Source organism: Dehalococcoidia bacterium (assembly GCA_028711995.1).
Lineage (GTDB): Bacteria > Chloroflexota > Dehalococcoidia > SZUA-161 > SpSt-899 > JAQTRE01.
The window spans coordinates 13,749-30,718 of record JAQTRE010000025.1 but is presented as its reverse complement, the minus strand read 5'-3'; the positions used below and the strand labels follow the sequence as shown (position 1 = coordinate 30,718).

At 48.9% G+C, this 16,970-nt stretch carries 16 protein-coding genes and 1 pseudogene; 5 read left to right on the top strand and 12 right to left on the bottom strand.

The window, feature by feature from the left end; all coding sequences use genetic code 11:
- Both PHV74_05740 and PHV74_05735 read left to right on the top strand, forming a co-directional pair.
- The coding region (locus PHV74_05740; protein MDD5093866.1) for a helix-turn-helix domain-containing protein at positions 1 to 429 on the top strand (429 nt) is incomplete at its 5' end.
- Positions 399 to 1,055: an IS630 family transposase gene (locus PHV74_05735; protein MDD5093865.1), complete on the top strand. Its 657-nt coding sequence runs from the start codon at positions 399 to 401 to the stop codon at positions 1,053 to 1,055. The genes PHV74_05740 and PHV74_05735, both read left to right, overlap by 31 nt.
- Positions 1,056 to 1,296: 241 nt before the next feature.
- Here PHV74_05735 and PHV74_05730 read toward each other — a convergent pair whose 3' ends face one another.
- The 12 genes and pseudogenes from PHV74_05730 to PHV74_05675 form a co-directional block, all read right to left on the bottom strand.
- Positions 1,297 to 1,419 carry a hypothetical protein gene (locus PHV74_05730; protein ID MDD5093864.1) on the bottom strand — a complete coding sequence of 41 codons (123 nt, stop codon included), beginning with the start codon at positions 1,417 to 1,419 and terminating at the stop codon, positions 1,297 to 1,299.
- 227 nt (positions 1,420 to 1,646) lie between these two features.
- Positions 1,647 to 2,042: a hypothetical protein gene (locus PHV74_05725; GenBank protein MDD5093863.1), complete on the bottom strand. Its 396-nt coding sequence runs from the start codon at positions 2,040 to 2,042 to the stop codon at positions 1,647 to 1,649.
- A gap of 102 nt (positions 2,043 to 2,144) precedes the next feature.
- Complete coding sequence (locus tag PHV74_05720) at positions 2,145 to 3,032, bottom strand: glycosyltransferase (GenBank protein MDD5093862.1); 888 nt, start codon at positions 3,030 to 3,032, stop codon at positions 2,145 to 2,147.
- A 423-nt stretch (positions 3,033 to 3,455) separates the two neighbouring features.
- A complete protein-coding gene (locus PHV74_05715) occupies positions 3,456 to 4,634 on the bottom strand; it encodes a glycosyltransferase family 4 protein (protein ID MDD5093861.1) in 1,179 nt (392 codons plus the stop codon).
- A gap of 102 nt (positions 4,635 to 4,736) precedes the next feature.
- A complete protein-coding gene (locus tag PHV74_05710; protein ID MDD5093860.1) occupies positions 4,737 to 5,411 on the bottom strand; it encodes a GNAT family protein in 675 nt (224 codons plus the stop codon).
- Between the two features lie 154 nt (positions 5,412 to 5,565).
- On the bottom strand, positions 5,566 to 6,855 hold the full coding sequence (locus PHV74_05705) for a DegT/DnrJ/EryC1/StrS family aminotransferase (protein ID MDD5093859.1): 1,290 nt from the start codon (positions 6,853 to 6,855) through the stop codon (positions 5,566 to 5,568).
- On the bottom strand, positions 6,852 to 7,934 hold the full coding sequence (locus tag PHV74_05700; protein ID MDD5093858.1) for a DegT/DnrJ/EryC1/StrS family aminotransferase: 1,083 nt from the start codon (positions 7,932 to 7,934) through the stop codon (positions 6,852 to 6,854). The genes PHV74_05705 and PHV74_05700 overlap by 4 nt, the downstream gene beginning before the upstream one ends.
- A gap of 2 nt (positions 7,935 to 7,936) precedes the next feature.
- Positions 7,937 to 8,986, bottom strand: a complete 1,050-nt coding sequence (locus PHV74_05695; protein ID MDD5093857.1) for a GDP-mannose 4,6-dehydratase — start codon at positions 8,984 to 8,986, stop codon at positions 7,937 to 7,939.
- A gap of 28 nt (positions 8,987 to 9,014) precedes the next feature.
- On the bottom strand, positions 9,015 to 10,169 hold the full coding sequence (locus PHV74_05690) for a glycosyltransferase family 4 protein (protein MDD5093856.1): 1,155 nt from the start codon (positions 10,167 to 10,169) through the stop codon (positions 9,015 to 9,017).
- 694 nt (positions 10,170 to 10,863) lie between these two features.
- Positions 10,864 to 10,992: pseudogene (locus PHV74_05685) on the bottom strand (NAD-dependent epimerase/dehydratase family protein).
- Positions 10,993 to 11,159: 167 nt separating this feature from the next.
- The gene (locus tag PHV74_05680) at positions 11,160 to 11,996 is read right to left on the bottom strand and encodes a glycosyltransferase family 2 protein (GenBank protein MDD5093855.1); all 837 of its coding nucleotides are present in this window, start codon (positions 11,994 to 11,996) and stop codon (positions 11,160 to 11,162) included.
- Between the two features lie 234 nt (positions 11,997 to 12,230).
- Positions 12,231 to 12,932, bottom strand: a complete 702-nt coding sequence (locus PHV74_05675) for a hypothetical protein (GenBank protein ID MDD5093854.1) — start codon at positions 12,930 to 12,932, stop codon at positions 12,231 to 12,233.
- A 515-nt stretch (positions 12,933 to 13,447) separates the two neighbouring features.
- Here PHV74_05675 and PHV74_05670 point away from each other — a divergent pair.
- From PHV74_05670 to PHV74_05660, 3 genes are all read left to right on the top strand, one after another.
- Entirely contained in the window at positions 13,448 to 14,290 is an 843-nt protein-coding gene (locus PHV74_05670) for a protoheme IX farnesyltransferase (GenBank protein ID MDD5093853.1), read from the top strand.
- A gap of 243 nt (positions 14,291 to 14,533) precedes the next feature.
- A complete protein-coding gene (gene tgt, locus PHV74_05665; protein MDD5093852.1) occupies positions 14,534 to 15,709 on the top strand; it encodes a tRNA guanosine(34) transglycosylase Tgt in 1,176 nt (391 codons plus the stop codon).
- Positions 15,710 to 15,982: 273 nt separating this feature from the next.
- The gene (locus tag PHV74_05660) at positions 15,983 to 16,939 is read left to right on the top strand and encodes a ribose-phosphate pyrophosphokinase (GenBank protein MDD5093851.1); all 957 of its coding nucleotides are present in this window, start codon (positions 15,983 to 15,985) and stop codon (positions 16,937 to 16,939) included.
- The last annotated feature ends 31 nt before the right edge of the window (positions 16,940 to 16,970 follow it).

The window sequence follows — 16,970 nt, the reverse complement described above, 5'->3', positions numbered from 1 at the left end:
AATGCAAGGCGATTTGTGCGTGCCCGGGCATTGCTTCTGTGTGATGCAGGAGAACATGGGCTGGCCTGGAGCGTGGCCGATACAGCCGAGGCGTTGGGAGTAAAGCGCAGCATGATAGAACACCTGAAGAAGCGCTTCGTTGAAGAAGGCCTTTCGGCAGCTTTGGAGCGCCGGCAGAGGGAGAAGCCCCCGCGCGAAGTGGTCTTTGATGGGGCTTTTGAAGCCTGTTTGACAGCGCTGGCCTGTTCGCCGTCGCCGGAAGGCCGGCAACGGTGGACCGTACGGCTGCTGGCGGAGAAGGCAGTCGAATTGAATTTGGCCCCGAGCGTATCACACATGACCGTGCAGCGCGTTCTTAAAAAAACGAACTTAAGCCTCATCTCCGCCAGTACTGGAAAATCCCGCCAAAGGAGAACGCGGCCTTCGTAGCCAATATGGAAGACGTTATTGCCGTCTATGAATTGCCGTACGACCCCGACTATCCGCTGGTCTGTATGGATGAGACCTGTAAACAGCTTATCGGGGACACGCACGAGGCGATACCTTGTGCGCCGGGAAGACCGGCCCGTATAGACCATGAATACGCCCGCAACGGTGTTGCGGAGATATTTCTCGAAGTCGAGCCACTCACCGGCAAACGCTACGTGAGGGCCACGGAACGCCGAACGATGAAAGATTGGGCGTGGTGGATAAAAGGCATGCTCGATGAACGCTATCCAGACGCCATCCAGGTACGACTGGTTATGGACAATTTGAATACGCACTGCATGGCCTCGCTCTATGAGACCTTTGAACCTGCCGAGGCTCGGCGATTGGCAGAACGTATTGACATCCATTACACGCCCAAACATGGCAGTTGGCTCAATATGGCGGAGATTGAACTGAGCGCTCTCAGCGGACAATGCCTGGATCGCAGAATCCCTGATATGGAAATGCCGCAACGACACATCAGCGCCTGGCAGAACGACCGGAATAACCGGCAATCCAAAATCCATTGGCATTTCACGAACACCGAGGCGCGTACAAAACTCAGACATCTTTATCCAATATTATAAGTGTTACAATGTACTAGATTGCAATCAAGTTAATACTTTTGATGCACGGCCAGTTAGTTAAGCTCATCACAGAATTTTTGTCGAATGTCATTTTGAATAGTCGATGTTCCGCTTGTTGGGTAGCAGCATCAAGCGAATGAAAGACCTTGTCGGCAAAGTAATTTTTGCGGAGACTATTCCATATCTGTTCTGCCGAATTCAATTTAGGTGAATAGGGTGGTAGGAACACGAAGGAGATATTTTATCGAACCATGAGACCCTTGCCATTATGCAATAATGCGCCATCCAATACCATGACCATGAAATCTTCCAGATGCCTCTGGTTGACTTGATTCAGAAAACGGATCAGGTTCTCGGTGTTCATCTCCTCCAATGTCATTTGATCAAGGGATCCATCCCATGGGCTTACCGCAGCATATTCATACCTGACTCTCGTACCAGCGCCCTTTTTACCATTCGCTTGCTCGGCGCCAGTGCCCAACAGGCACGAGGCTCACTCATCCGTCCAAACCGCACTTCATCTTGGAACATTAACGGACAGGCAAGTTCTTCTTGTTCTTCAAACAGGCGGGTTGCCACATCTCGGTTTTTTTAACTTCTCTTGAGCAGCCTGATCGCTTTTGGGATGCTTGATATCTGGCTGTACTTTCCTCCACCCATAACAAGCCAAGATACTTGTACGTGGTTGATGGTGATGGATGTATCATGCCCTAACTGTTCAATGAGCGCCGCGTGGACGGGAGCAACTGAAAGCCCCCCATCAGTCTCCCAAGCTAACAGGAACTTTCGCTCATCATCCAATGTGAACGAGAATCGGCGGCCCCTATCCCCGGGCAATTTTTTGGGAATACCTGATTGATGGCGTGTCGCGCTGAAATCGAGAAAAACGGTGCAACGGCTCGTGCCCAAGACTTCAGCCGATTTGTCTGCATCAAGGCAAAGTTGGGCCATTAGAATGACTGACATGGCTTCACGAAACTCAACCACAGTAGTTGCTTCATCACGAATTTTGCGGGCTCGTATGAGTTCTTCTTCAGCGAATCATGCCGTCCCTGCCATGGATCACCTCCATAGCAATAGTATATATTATTAGGTATCTTGATTGAACCATTGAATTAGCATCTCATCAAATTGCTGCACAGCTTTCTCAAAGGTAAATTCATTCTCTACGAAAATGCGGGCATTCCGGGCAACAGTCTCCAGATTGGGATGATTCAGGGCACGCATAATATTCTCAGCTATACATTCAGAAGTGTTATTTCCCATGATGAATCCTGTTTTGCCATCCTCAATTAAATCTGGAATGGCTCCGACTGGAGTTGCAAGAACAGGGGTACCACAGGCCATTGCTTCCAGTATGATATTTGGAAGCCCTTCAGTGTAGGATGGCAAAACAAGCAACTTTAAGTCGTTCAAGTAGTTTGGAAGCTCAGCGTGGGGAATCCAACCAGGAAGGCTAACTTGATTGCTCATATTCTCTTTTGTCAAAAGGGTTTCGATTTCATGTCGACTTTGTCCGCTTCCACCTATCAGAAATTGGACATCATCTCTTAGTGCCAGCACCAGCGGAATCGCCTTAACGTAATTCAACACACCTTTTTCTTCACTCAGACGCCCGATATATCCAATCAAATTAGGCCTTTCTCCTAGCTGCTTGTGGATTCTGAGTTCACCAAAGTCTAGGAAATGCTCATGACCTATGGAAATCTTGTGTTTTTGACTTGCTAAATCCCACTCTTTAATGAGATTGGGGGAGTATACGATAATATGGTCGGCCAATGCACGATTGGTTTTCTCCAGCAATCCTGCTGGTATCAAAAGTGGGTCATGTACAAATCTGCTCCCCCTGTGGAAAGACGCGGCTGAAAATAGGATAGTTTTCTTTTGGAAGAGTTTGGCTGTCATCATGGGCAACAATAAACCGCCTTCCCCCAGAAAAAATATCCATGCATCAACCTTCCTAGTTAACTTTGCCATTCTGTAAGCAAGTTTCGTCTGAGTATGAATATATCTCACGATCCGAGTGAACGTATTATGTCCACTCCTGTGATCTATCAGAAACATATCGATATTAGATTGGTTGTCTATTTTAACGGAAGCCACTGCGTTTCCAGATATAATATAGAGATGCTCCACAAGAAGAGACAGGATAGCGACCTGATGAGATAAGGGAACCACACCTGACTCTATCATCGGGAAAGTGACTATACCAATATTGTGATAACTCTTAGTAACCATTCAATATCCTATGTACGCTCTAGTTGGGAAGTATATGCGTTTCAAGATGCTTCGACGAGCAGAATCTCATGAGTTCCTCCAGTCAAGCAGCCAACTCTCAATTAAACTTTTCGAGCCTTACGGCCTTTAAGCTATGACGAAAACCCTGACGTCAGCACAACCTCAATTGCTGCAACCTCGGCCTCTGTCTCTCACTGCGCTATCAAATACAGTTTCCGTCTTGTCGACTATCGATTCCCAGTCATACTGGTCTCTCACCATCCGTGCGCCATTTTCCCCTAGTCTGCGAGCCAGCTCGTCATTTCTGAGTAATCTGATAATAGCCTCTGCGAGTGCATCGGAATCCTTGGGAGGTACAAGCAAACCGGTTTCTTCGTGCTTGATCACATATTGGATTCCCCCAACCCGTGACCCAACCACCGGTGTTCCGCAACTATTCGCCTCCGTTAGAACCATGCCAAAGCCTTCCGATATATTGATAGTCGGCAGCACGACAACGTCAGAGCCTTGGTAATAAGCCACGAGTTGGTCCTCAGTTATCCATCCTGGGATTCTTACATGATCAGCTATGTCCAGTTCACGGCACCTGTGTTCGATTTCCGGTAAAATGTCGCACGAACCAATGAGTATCAGATACGAATCTCCGATCTCCGACACAACTTTTTTAAATGCGTCCAATAAGTAATTGATGCCCTTGTGAGCATGAGCTTCGCTCATTTTTCCGACAAACGTAACAACTTTGGCATGACTGGGGATATTGGAGATATCGAGTTTGCCCAATCCGTGGGGGACAAATCTCTTGTTGTCCACCCCCGGCGGTATCCATACAACCCTATCTGAATGCTTGCTTAGCCATTTGGACTCGTTGAGACAAAATGGCGAAGGAGTAATAATGAGGTTACTAAAATTGAGAGTTAACAAATTGAAGCTATGGTTATAAGCATTGACAATCGCGTTCAAGAGGAATTTCTCACTCACCGTGTCATTATGGTAGGTGAGAACAAAAGGTATTCCACGTAGCTTTGCTACCACCGCCGCAACGTCCGCATAGAAAGGCACAGGAGTATGGGCATTGATCAAATCAAAGTGTGATTCTCGGGTAAGCCTATGTAAATCGTATATCAGCGTCAATCTGACCGGCGTGCCAGAGACTGTGAAGTGAACAGGTTTCCGAATAACCCTAATGCCCTTGTTCACCTCAAATGGGGCATCCGCATCACAATCGGTAGAGAACACCGTCACGCTATGGCCACGATCAGCCAAACCGTTCGCCACATGCAGAACGTATTTTGCTCCACCCATCATCGGCCCAAAATAAGGAACGACCAGCAAAATATTCAAATTACATCCTCCTAGCGATCTATGCAGTATTAGTCCACATCTGCAACAGTGCTTAACCTTAACATATATCCTTCAAACAGTGATCTGCGCTTAACCAATTTATCAACACAATGGCTCATGCCATGAATGGTCTTTATACTCCTTGTCAATGATTTCGAGCGATTCACATGGTCTTGTGAGATAGATCATCTGGCAGAGGATGTCTCCCTGATTGTTTTTGGCATAGCCGACTATCTTAAAGCCGACTTTTTGATATGTATGAATCATCGCAGGGTTCCGTGTATCTGTAACCACTATTTCTATCTGGTGGGCAACCGCTTCAAGGGTCATTTTGATGAAACAGGTCCCTAGCCCAACCCCCTGATAATCATCCCTCAATACAATGCCATCGGTAGCAATATATCCGTGTTCAATGCGATTTGCCAGTATCTCGTAATACCTAAAGCCAACGACTTCACGATTTTGGTTAACCGCAACAAATGGCAGAAATGCTGCATGGGGAATGTACATCAGGCATGTTCGGATGGGTCCGATTGTCGAAAGGATAAGCCTTAATTTGCTCACTGTCCATCGCAAAGTAGCTCCAGATGAATATGACGCTGGTCTTGGTCGAACTGATTGTTCCCTGTAGAAATCCTTAGATTTATCTGAAAGAAATGGATACATCCTGTGTAATGCGTGCAAATCTCTTATTGAAAATGGCCTTATGGTAATAACTTCGCCATTAGATAGCTCTATTTTTTGAGGCATTGTTGGGGTAGCTCCAATATTCTGCATCTCTGGCCTTGAGCTACTAATGGTCTCATAATTGAATGGATGTACTCTTTAGCTTCGAAATGGCCATTTCAAGCATGCGAGACGACTGCTTTGAGTGTAATTTGTTGGTTCGGATTATTATGAGACCATTAGTAACACAGCGCCGAAGCAGAATTCATCTTGACGCAGGTGTTCTCCTAAAAGATTTGTTGTCTGCGCAGTCCCTCTGTTTATCTACAATCTGTGCAATAATGTCACAGACCTTGTCCAAGTCATCCCTCCGCATCTGCCCATGTATCGGAAGGTTGACCACGGTCTCATACGCTGCGTCACTGTTGGGGCAATAAGAATCGAGACCCTTGTACTGAGGGTAATGTAAAATGTTGTCGTAGAACCAATCCCCTACATCCACTCCGCTTCTGGTAAATCTCTTGACCAATTCTTCCCGATTTATCCCTGCGATTCTGATCGGGTACCGAAGGAACGTATTTCTGAACTCCTCAGTTTCTCCGCAAGGCAACTTGGCTACGCCTTCGCGGTCATCAAGAGCAGCATCGTAAATTCTTGCCCTTTCCATCCTAGCTCTCGTCAGCTCGTCGCAACGCTCTACCAGTTTCTTAGCTAGTCTCTCCAGACTCTTGGGAAACCGGCAAGTGTGGATGCTCGAAATGGCATCTTTTGAGTATTCAGGCATGGTTATGCGAGAATCTACATTCCCTAATTTGTTGCGAAGAGTGTAGACAGGGTTATAGAGAACATCATTGAGTGTTGCCAAGTGGGCAAGAGCCATGAGCACAAGTCTGGCCAACAATTGTTTCCTAGGCAGCTCAGGTTTGGCTTCTTGCACATGTTTGAGCTTTGAATATAATTCTTCATCGTTCGTGGTAATTATGCCTCCGGCACCGAGAGGGATAGGCTTGGTAGAATCAAAGCTGAAAATAGCACAATCTCCAATGGAGCCGATCTGTCGTCCATTCAAGCATGCCCCTAGAGCTTGGGCTCCATCCTCTATGATAAACACCCCGTTTTTCCGAGCTAGCTCGATGAGTGGGAAGGTATCTCTGGCTGGACAGCCGTAGAGATGAGTGAGAATCATAGCCCCATCCAATTGGCCAAGGTGGGTAAGTCGTTCGCAATCCAATCCATAAGTGGTCAATTCTATATCCACAAACGTGATGGATCTTCCAGCGTATCTGATTGTATCTGGGACTACTCTACAAGTGTATGGCTGAAGATATACATTCCAAATTTCCGGCCTCAATTGCAGGATATCATAAAGGCCACCCCTAGCTGATGCGGTGAGCACTCCAAACTTGCATCCGCAGAATCCGGCTATTCTCCTCTCAAGTTCATCAAGGGCATGGGCCAAATTGTCTCTGTCTCTTGTCCAGAATGAGGAGGCAAGTATTACTGAGAAGATATCCAAAACACCGAGATAGCCACTAAGAGAATAACGAGGAATCACATTGACACTTCCTTTGCGACTGACTTCAAGTCTTCTTTGCTCAGTTTATTGCCGCTTGGCAGGTTGATTCCTCTCCTCGATAATCCTTCAGCCACCGAGAATCTTCTTCGATTGTCGTACGGTGGCATCAAATGTACCGGATAGAAAAACGGCCTTGATTCGATTTCGGATTGGCCCAATCTGCCAATCAACTCATTCCTCTGGCTTCCACCCAAAGACCCTACCAGGACAGAGTACATCCAATAGACGTTCTTTGCCCACGGCATTTCCGGCGGGAGACTTAGGCCTCCAACACTCGCCAAGAGAGAATTGTATGTTGTGGCGATCTCTCTCTTCTTTTCTATGAAGTGATCCAGCTTTTTCAACTGGGCAACGCCAACAGCCGCTTGCATGTTCGTCATTCTGTAGTTGAATCCCACCCTATCGTGCCAATATCGCTTGCTGGGGCTCATTCCGTGGTCTCTCAAGATTCTCATCTTGCTTGCCAGTTTGTCGCTGCTGGTCAGGCACATTCCGCCCTCTCCGGTGGTGATGATCTTGTTTGCATAGAAACTGAAGCAGTTGATATCTCCGAAAGACCCGACCTTCTTCCCTTTGCATTCCGCCCCATGCGCTTCGGCAGCGTCCTCAACCACATAGAGATGGTGTTCCCTGGCTATGGTCATTATGGCATCCATATCGCAGGGATGCCCATAAAGGTGAACGGGAATAATGGCTTTGGTCTGTGGGGTTATTGCCTTCTCTATCTTCTCTGGGTCAATGCACCAATAGTCAGGATGTGAATCCACAAAAACGGGTTTTGCTCCAGTATATCGCACTGCATTAGCCGTGGCAACAAAAGTAAGCGTAGGAACAATGACCTCATCACCAAACCCTATGTCGAGGGCTGCCAGAGCCAGGTGCAGCGCCACCGTGCCATTGGAAGTAGCCACGCCATGCCTCACTCCACAGTAACGTGCAAAGCCTTCTTCGAACTCCAGAATAAATTTTCCCTTCGAGCTAATCCATCCGGATTTCACCGCTTCCGTCACATTGGCCAGTTCTTCTTCACCCAGCACAGGTTCTGCAATAGGAATCATTTTCATATCCTCAGAGATCTTGTCAGTATATTGGCTTCATCGGGATAGTTGGGGGCATCCCACGGCAGCCTTTCGCCGTTGAGAGACTTCTTCCACCGGTCCATATCAGCCTTGACCATGATCGCTGCCAACTCGTCAATCCGCGTCCGGGGTGCCCAACCCAGTGCCCTCTTCGCTTTGGAGCAATCTCCCTGCAAGAAATTGACGTCTACCGGCCTGAGAAATTTTTCATCCACCTTGACATGGTCCCGCCAGTCCAGATCAACCACTGCAAAAGCTTTCTCTGCAAATTCCCTCACTGAGTGTGTTTCGTTGGTGGCGATGACATAATCATCCGGCCTGTCTTGCTGGAGAACCATCCACATGGCCTCAACGTATTCAGGAGCATAGCCCCAATCCCGCTTTGCATCCAGGTTTCCCAGCTTGATCTCTTTCTGTATGCCCAGCTTGATTTTGGCCACCCCATTTGAAATTTTTCTGGTTACGAATTCCAGTCCCCTGAGCGGCGATTCGTGGTTGAATAGAATTCCATTGCAGGCAAACATATCATAGGCTTCTCGATAGATTCTGGTGAGCCAGTACCCATATAGCTTGGCGGCAGAATATGGGCTGGATGGGCTGAACGGAGTCAGTTCGTTTTGCGCCACGGAGTGACCATCGCCGTACAATTCGCTGGTGGAAGCCTGATAGACCTTTATCTCAGGATTAATGTTTCGCACCGCTTCCAGCACTCTGGTTACCCCAATCCCCGTGATTTCCCCCGCACCTATTGGCTGCTCAAAAGAGGCTCCCACAAAACTCTGTGCCGCCAAATGGTACAATTCGTGCGGATCAGATATCTTGATTGCCTCTGTCACAGAGGCAGAATCAATTAGATCTGCAGGGATCAGCCCAACCTTGTCGAAAATATTAAGATACTGAAGTCTCCAGAAATTTGGGGTAGACAGGCGCCGATAAGTACCGAACACTTTGTAGCCCTTACCCAAAAGGAACTCCGCCAGATATGCTCCATCCTGACCAGTTATGCCCGTAATTAGTGCGTTCTTTGCCATTTCTTGCCATCCATTGCCTTTGTTGAATTCATGTATGCGACACTTTATCCACTTTGCACAGGTCGTAGTAGACAGCTTCAGTCAGTTCTGCCATCCTCCCCCAGTCATAACGGCTGGCGAAGTCGATACAATCCTTTTTCATGTTTTCACTGCTATTCAAGCCATTTAGTATTGCATATGCCAATTCTTCATCGGAGAGTTTGCACAGGAAACCATTCTTTTCGTTTAAAACCACTTCTTTGGCAGCATTTTGCGGGTGATCTATTGTGATCACGGGAAGCCCACAGGCATTTGCTTCCAAAGTAACAAGGCCGCCACCTTCTCGTGTGGATGGTAACACAAAAACCCTGGATGCCTTCATGGTGGAAATGACATCATCGTCCTTCTCCAGAAAACCGAGTAATTCCACATTCTCCTGTAAACTTAACTCGATTCTGAGCCTTTCTAGCCTGTCTCTTTCTGGCCCATCACCAACTATTCCGCATTTGATATTTGGAATGATGCCTCTTAATACGGCAATTGCCCTGATCAGAGTGTCCACATTCTTGTGCTCCGCAAGTCTCCCGGCGTAGAGAACATCAAATCGGACCCTTTCGGTAGCCTCTACTGCTTGAATTTGAATCAAATTCATCCCATCGGGTACAATCTTGATATTTTCAGCCTTCACCCCAATGGCAATCAAATCATCTTTCACCTGTTCGGAAATCGCTATAACTGTGCCAGCCAGCCGGGCTACCGCCTTTTCGACGAATTTACCGAAGATGCCTTTCTTCCCCAAATACTCATACCAGTAGTCGTTCCAAACTTCGTACCATGTGATTACTAACGGCTCACGCCTGACAAAAGATGCCACTCTTGAGGAAAAGCACGGGAAGTAAGGAGATGCTTGGCAATCAATAACATCGAATCGCTCTTTCAATAAGCAGGGAAATATCTTACGGCCCGCATGGATTGCTTCTCCTATTGATCTCCTCTCAGCAACAAAGAGCTCTCTGGGTTGAAAGAAACCATGAAGATGAATCCCTTCCTTTACAAAGATGTTTTCACCTTCCCAAGACTTCATCCCGAACACGTGAACTTCATGGCCTCTATCCGTTAACCCCTTTGACAGTTCCCATATTCTCTTTTCGCCTCCACCTACCACGTACGGGTAAATGACATCGTAAACAAAAGCGATCTTCATGGAAAACATCCTCTGGATACTCTTTCGGCCTCCTGGCAGGAAGAAAGCAGCCCCGTCCATACTTTGGGGCAGGGCCATCGGATATCCCTCAGCTTGTTGATGGGTTCTTCATTAATAAACTTCCCACGACCTTACGGTCGGGGTATTACTTCAGGTCAAACTTCGTTTGCCCTGCTTTCGCAGGGAGAACTTCCTCCCTCGACCACGATGGTCGGGGAATCAAGTTTCGTAAGTTGAACAAATGATGCACATAAAAACCAAAGAAAATCTATGCTGGCAAGCCACACATCTTAAACAGCCCTTGATAGAACTTACCAAACAGCCTTAAATAGCTCAAGACTAGTAGATACCCACGGGTGAACCCGTGGCACCATGCCCTTCGGGTTATTGGAATTCTCAAGAGAATAAGGGCAAGTAGAGACAAAGTATCCTATTGAGGGAAAATTCTGTGCTTTTGGGTAAACTACCCCCTCATCACCAGCAAATCCTTGCGAACCAGATACAAGTTGCCCAGATAGCCCCTTACACCAAGATTCAGGATACGCCGGCGATATTTCGGAATCCATACCAAATGGTACTCGGTTCGATACATCCCATGACCAAACACTCGCGCTTCCATGCTCTAAACATACCATATCGCCGCCTATACATTCACCCACGGAATTTGCCCGTGGAACTCTGCCCTTCGGGTTCCTAGGTTCTCCTCTCTGCCTGTAGAAAGGTCATCGATAATGATAACTTCATTATCGACTGCCAACTGCTGTGCCAAATTGGACCCAATGAACCCTGCCCCACCTGCAACAACTACGCGTCTATTTTTCATTTTGTCTTTCTTATCTTAAATGCTAACCCACAAGGGCTCCTAGTGTAAAGGGGGTAAACCAGCAAAAACCCCTAGCCGTAAGAGCCCGTCATTGCACTAAACAAAAGGCCCCAGATCGTAAACTGGGGCCTGGATAGAACCCTCTATCGCCAAAGGGGGTAATCACCTTACACAGTTCGGGAACTATCCGCGTGAATCGCTCCTCCCGGCTTGTCGACAGCACTCCCTCTGATCGGACGGCGGATAAAGTTCTTCGCTCGAATCCTGATCACCGCCAAAGCTACGCCAAGGCCATGAGTTACGGGATTGGCGCTATGACAATCCGCATTGTAGATACAAGAAATGGGAACTTCCGCTATCCTGAGCTTCTTCTCCCTTGCTTGAATCAGAGCGTCTACGCTAAAGTTCATGCCCTGTTCTCTGCTATTTAAGGTTTGAATGGCCTTGTGGCCATATGCGCGAAATCCGCTTTGCGCATCTGATATTTGCACTGAGGAACCCACATTGCACAACCATGTTATAACTGCTATTCCTATCTTGCGATAGGCCGGCATATCTTCATGACTCGCCTTGAACCTGGACCCGATGACTACGTCAGCCTTGCCAGCAAGAACCGGATTTATAACACAAGAAATCTCGGATGGATCGTGTTGCGCGTCCCCGTCTAGAGTGACCATGATGTCCGCCCTTCTATTTCTTGCCTCAGCAAAGCAAGTATTGAGCGCTGCAGCGTAGCCTTTGTTAACACCGTGTCTGACCACAGTGGCCCCAGCAGCCTCCGCCACCTGAGCCGTGCGATCAGTAGAGCCATCGTCCACCACGATCACTTCCTCCGCATATTGCCTGGCTTTGCGCACAATTTCTCCAATGGAACGTTCTTCATTGAGGCAGGGAATGCCAACCATAATTCGAACGCCTCTGGCTGGTTCACCTGCCGGGTACTGCGCCAGCGTCACTTGAGCAAGAGCGTGGGCTGAAATCATATCCACCGCATTACGCCCCATAATAAGTCATCCCTCCCTGAAACACAACATCCTTTGTAATTTCCGCATCTCCAGAGTAGCCCGGTTTGGCCATCTGAGGAACCCTCTGTGTAATAGTTGCTATCAATTATACCTCTTCTTCCCCCACCAGAAGGTGGGGGAAGAAGATTTTCGCCTTAACTCCGTTGAAGTTGAAAAGGATAGCTTGTTGCTTGTTTCTTGTGTTTCTTGTTTACTTGGCTAAAGTGCCAACCTCTATACCCCTACCGTAGTAGTAACCTGTCTCCTCCGAATGAACACATATCCCCCCAACCCCAGAACGCCAAGTCCTACCAGAAGAGCAGTGGCAATCTCAGGAGTGGGATAGCCAGGATCCGTGCACGGGGAGATCAGGTACGAACAGCCGTCTTTGTCATTGCCCGTCATGATCTGAATGTTCATGGGAGTTGCAGTTTGATCGTTGTTGTATACTCTGAGAGCCAAATGCATGTTTTGAGGGACAGTCTGACCAGGCATTGAGAACATTACCTGCACCGACCAGTTGTTTGGTATAACAATGTTAGTCATCGCACCAAATGACTGGAAGTTCGCACCATTCTGATCCAACAAACCCACATCCGCCACTACATATTGAGCTCCGCCAACACCACCCAAAGTGAACGACGCAAGCCACCCACATGTATTACTCGCTGCGAAGGTTACTCCACTAAGGGGCACGGCAAACTCATCGGCTATAAAATACACGCAATTATTGAGACCCGGAAGTACAGTCACCGAACCCGTCTGCCCATCATCGCCAGGTCCGCTAGCCCGCTCCATCAGCGGATTACCGCTCACATCAATCTGACTATCCAGGTTCCATTTCTGGCTTCCCTGATCTGCACTAGCAATACCGGTTGATGCCACCATGAGAGCCACTAACATAACAACTGCCATTAATCCTAGAATCTTTCTCATTAATTCCTCCTTTTTTGAATCGCTGGCCTAAGAACCTCAAAGATGATACTTTCATTCATTGTTCATTCCCTTTCACTATGGCTGACCACCCCCTCTATTCTGATATTTAATCGCAATCTTGCTACTTAGCTACTTATTTGGCCTGTGCGCCCACTTCACCTGATTAGATATCACTATACTACTCTTTTTCGGATATTTCAGTTAACGCCGGGTTAAGTTATGGTAAAAAATTATTTACTGTAACGTTCCGAATGAGGGTTTCCCTAGGGGCCAAACCGAAAGCTGCCTGGGTTGAGAAATTGCATTGCCTTCTATTAGCCCCTGACCCCTTCCAACCTATCCGATGGATCTATCAGCAGCAGTACTATAGTACTATCTCTGGCATTTGTCAAGGGGCTCTGCTAGATCAAAAATTGCGAATTTCAGTAGCCGGTGAAATTCGAAGGGCACAGGGCTTCTTATGTGAGCTTTGACAGCACTGCCCACTTGAGGTATATTAACAAAGGGATTTGTGAATGAAAGCCGTCTGGAACTATATCGACGTCCTCAAGCCCCGAGAGACTATTCTCCTCACCTATATCGGCATTCTGGCCGGGGTTGTAGCGGCACAGGGCCATCCCTCCACATGGACACTATTCGGAGTATTTGCGGCGGTTCTCCTGGGCAGCGGAGGCTGCAATGCCCTCACCAACTATCTCGATCGCCACGTGGATGCCATGATGGCGCGGACTTGCTGGCGATCTCTGCCCTCGCAACGCATTTATCCGCCGGAAAAGATGCTCCCCATGGCCATAGCCCTGGTCATCACCGCCCTTGTTTTTGCCTACATGTTACATCCGCTCTGCTTTGCCTTCGGCCTCGCCGGAACCATCGCTTCCGTGGTCTGGAGAAAGAGAGCCATGTGCGTCTTTCAGGGAACCGTTGCCGGCTGCGCGCCGGTGCTCATTGGATACCTTGCGCTGAGCCCGCATCTCAATCTGACCATCCTCTTCATGTGCCTGCTCATCGCGGTATGGATCCCGCTGCATGTCTGGAGCGTGATGATAGCCCGAAGGGACGAGTACTTCACTGCCGGCATTGCCTACTTCCCCTTGACCATGAAACTGGGGAACGCCATCAGGCTTCTGTTTTTCCTTTCCATCCTGCTTTACGGCGCCTCTATTCTGCTCTGGCATGTGGCCGATTTCGGATGGGCCTTTTTCGCCATTGCCAACATCATGGGCGCTGTCATGGTGTGGGCCAGCATTCGACTGGTGCAACACAAAGAATCCGAGGATTCATGGAAGTTGTATAAGCTTTCCTCATTCCCGTATCTGGGACTCATTTTTCTGGCCATGTGCCTTAATTTTTGGATATAGGAAATCCGTCTCCAAAGAGGTGAAGGATTCCTCCTTCCGGGGGTCTGGGGGTGTTCGTAGGGGCGTATCATTATACGCCCTTACTAAGTTCCCCCAACGAGTGGGGGCCAGGGGGTTGAGTCAGACTTTTTCAGCACCCTGCTAAGTTTTCTTTCTTCCCCCTCTCCCGTGAACGGGAGAGGGGGACCGAGGGGGTGAGGGCAGCTTCCTCCCGCAGGAGACATCCGGCATCACCATAACAGGATGGAATCATTGCAACTTTTCCACACAGAGAAGTCTTGCCCCAAGACAAAAGCCCGTGCCGGTGTATTGACCACTTCACACGGCTCAATCGACACGCCCGTGTTTATGCCGCTGGCCACTCAGGGCTCAGTCAAAGCCTTGGCCCCGGATGACCTCAGTAAAATCGATGCAGGGATGCTGCTCGGCAATACCTACCACCTTTACCTCAGGCCGGGGCTTGAGGTGATCCGGCAATTTGAAGGACTTCACCGCTTCATGGGCTGGGAGGGCCCCCTCCTGACCGATAGCGGCGGCTTTCAGGTATTCAGCCTGGGACATCTGAGAAAGATCAACGATGAAGGCGCGCTCTTTCAATCTCACATCGATGGCAGTGAGCATTTCCTTACGCCGGAGTTCTCCATCGAAATCCAGGAAGCGCTCGGCGCCGATATCATTATGGCCTTCGATGAATGCGCCCCTTACACCGATGACTTTGAGGCAGTCAAAAAGGCAATGGATCGAACGCATCTCTGGGCCGAAAAGTGCCTCCGAAGACACCAGCGGAAAGATCAGGCGCTATTTGCTATTCTCCAGGGCGGCGCTTCAATGACCCTTCGAAGGGAATCGGCAGAGTATTTGAAAGCCCTCGAATTTGACGGATATGCCATCGGCGGGCTCAGCGTTGGTGAACCCAAACCGGTAATGTACAGCGTGGCCAGTGAGACGGCCGCCCTGATGCCGGAAGACAAACCCCGATACCTGATGGGCGTGGGCTCGCCGGAAGACCTTGTGGAATGCGTCTCCTACGGGATCGATATGTTCGATTGCGCCCTCCCCACGCGAATCGCTCGCAACGGCGCTCTCTTCACCCGAAAGGGAAGGCTGAACATCAGAAACGCCCTTTTCAAGAAGCAAGATGCCCCCCTGGATCCGGAGTGCGATTGCTATGGCTGCCGCACATTCTCCGCTGCCTACCTCCACCACCTGTTCAAATGCGAGGAGCTTCTGGCGTACCGTTTGGCCACTATCCACAATCTCCGGTTCATCCTCAATCTGATGCAGGAGATTCGAGAAACGATCATCAGCGGCGCCTTCGCTCAATTCAAAGAGGAGTTTCTGGCCCACTTCAATCCCGTCAATGACGAAGTGCGAATCGACCAGAAGCAGAAATGGATCCGGGCAAAACGGGGGAAGTAGTACTACTACGTTATGTCATCGCGAGGACCGCCTTGGGCGGACGTGGCGATCTCTGGGCAAAGCTGCGTCCCTTCCTGAGATTGCTTCGTCCCGATTGTACCGGACTCGCAAAGACATAGCGTTTTTATCACTTAACGTAGTCGTAGTAGCAGTCAGCGGTCAGTATATCGATCTCGTACCCCCGAATGCCGCATACTGATCCCTGATCCCTCGTCCCCTTTTTGCTTGGCGCCAGACCTTGTGCTATAGTAAATTAGGAAATCGTCACATCTTATGGAGGAAATTGAATTGGCCGATGAACTGAAGGTTTTCACGGGCAATACCCATCCCGCCCTGGCTAAATCGATTTGCGATTATCTGGGCACCCCGCTGGCAAAAGCAGAGGTGTTTGAATTCAGCAACGAAAACCTCTTTGTCCGCATTCTGGAAAACGTGCGCGGCCGAGATATCTTCATCCTCCAGCCGATCTGTTCTCCCGTCCACAAAAGCCTGATGGAACTTCTCATCATGATCGATGCGGCCAAACGGGCCTCGGCAGCGAGAATTACTGCAGTGGTGCCATATTATGGCTACGGACGCACCGATAAAAAGGACCAACCTCGCGTCCCCATAACCGCGCGCCTGATTGCCGACCTCATTACGGTATCGGGAGCCAATCGCGTTCTAACCCTTGACCTGCACGCGGGACAAATCCAGGGATTCTTCAACATCCCCGTCGATGAACTGACCGCTCTTTATATCCTGAGCAATTATTTCAAAGAGAAGAATTTGCAGGACCTGACGGTTGTGGCCACCGATATCGGCATCTCCAAGCGAGCTCGTGATATGGCGGAGAGGCTCGACGCCCCCCTGGGGATCATCGAGAAGAGACGCCTCGGCAATACAGATAAATCGGAAGCCCTTCATATCATGGGGAATATCGATGGCCGCCGGGTCCTTCTGGTGGATGATGAAATCGACACTGGCGGATCGATTATCGCCGCGGCCAATGCCCTGGTAAAAGAGGGAGCCAAAGAAGTCTACGCCTGCTGCACCCATCCCATCCTTTCCGGTCCGGCAGTAGAAAGAATTTCCCAGAGTATTCTGAAAGAAGTAGTGGTCACCGATAGCGTTCCGATACCCGAATCAAAAAAGATGCCCAAGATTACCGTTCTCTCCCTGGCATCGCTGATTGGAGAAGCGATCCATCGCATTCATGCCGATCTTTCCATTGGCGCCATGTTCCAATAATGACCGAATCCTTCTCCCATTGAGGGAGAAG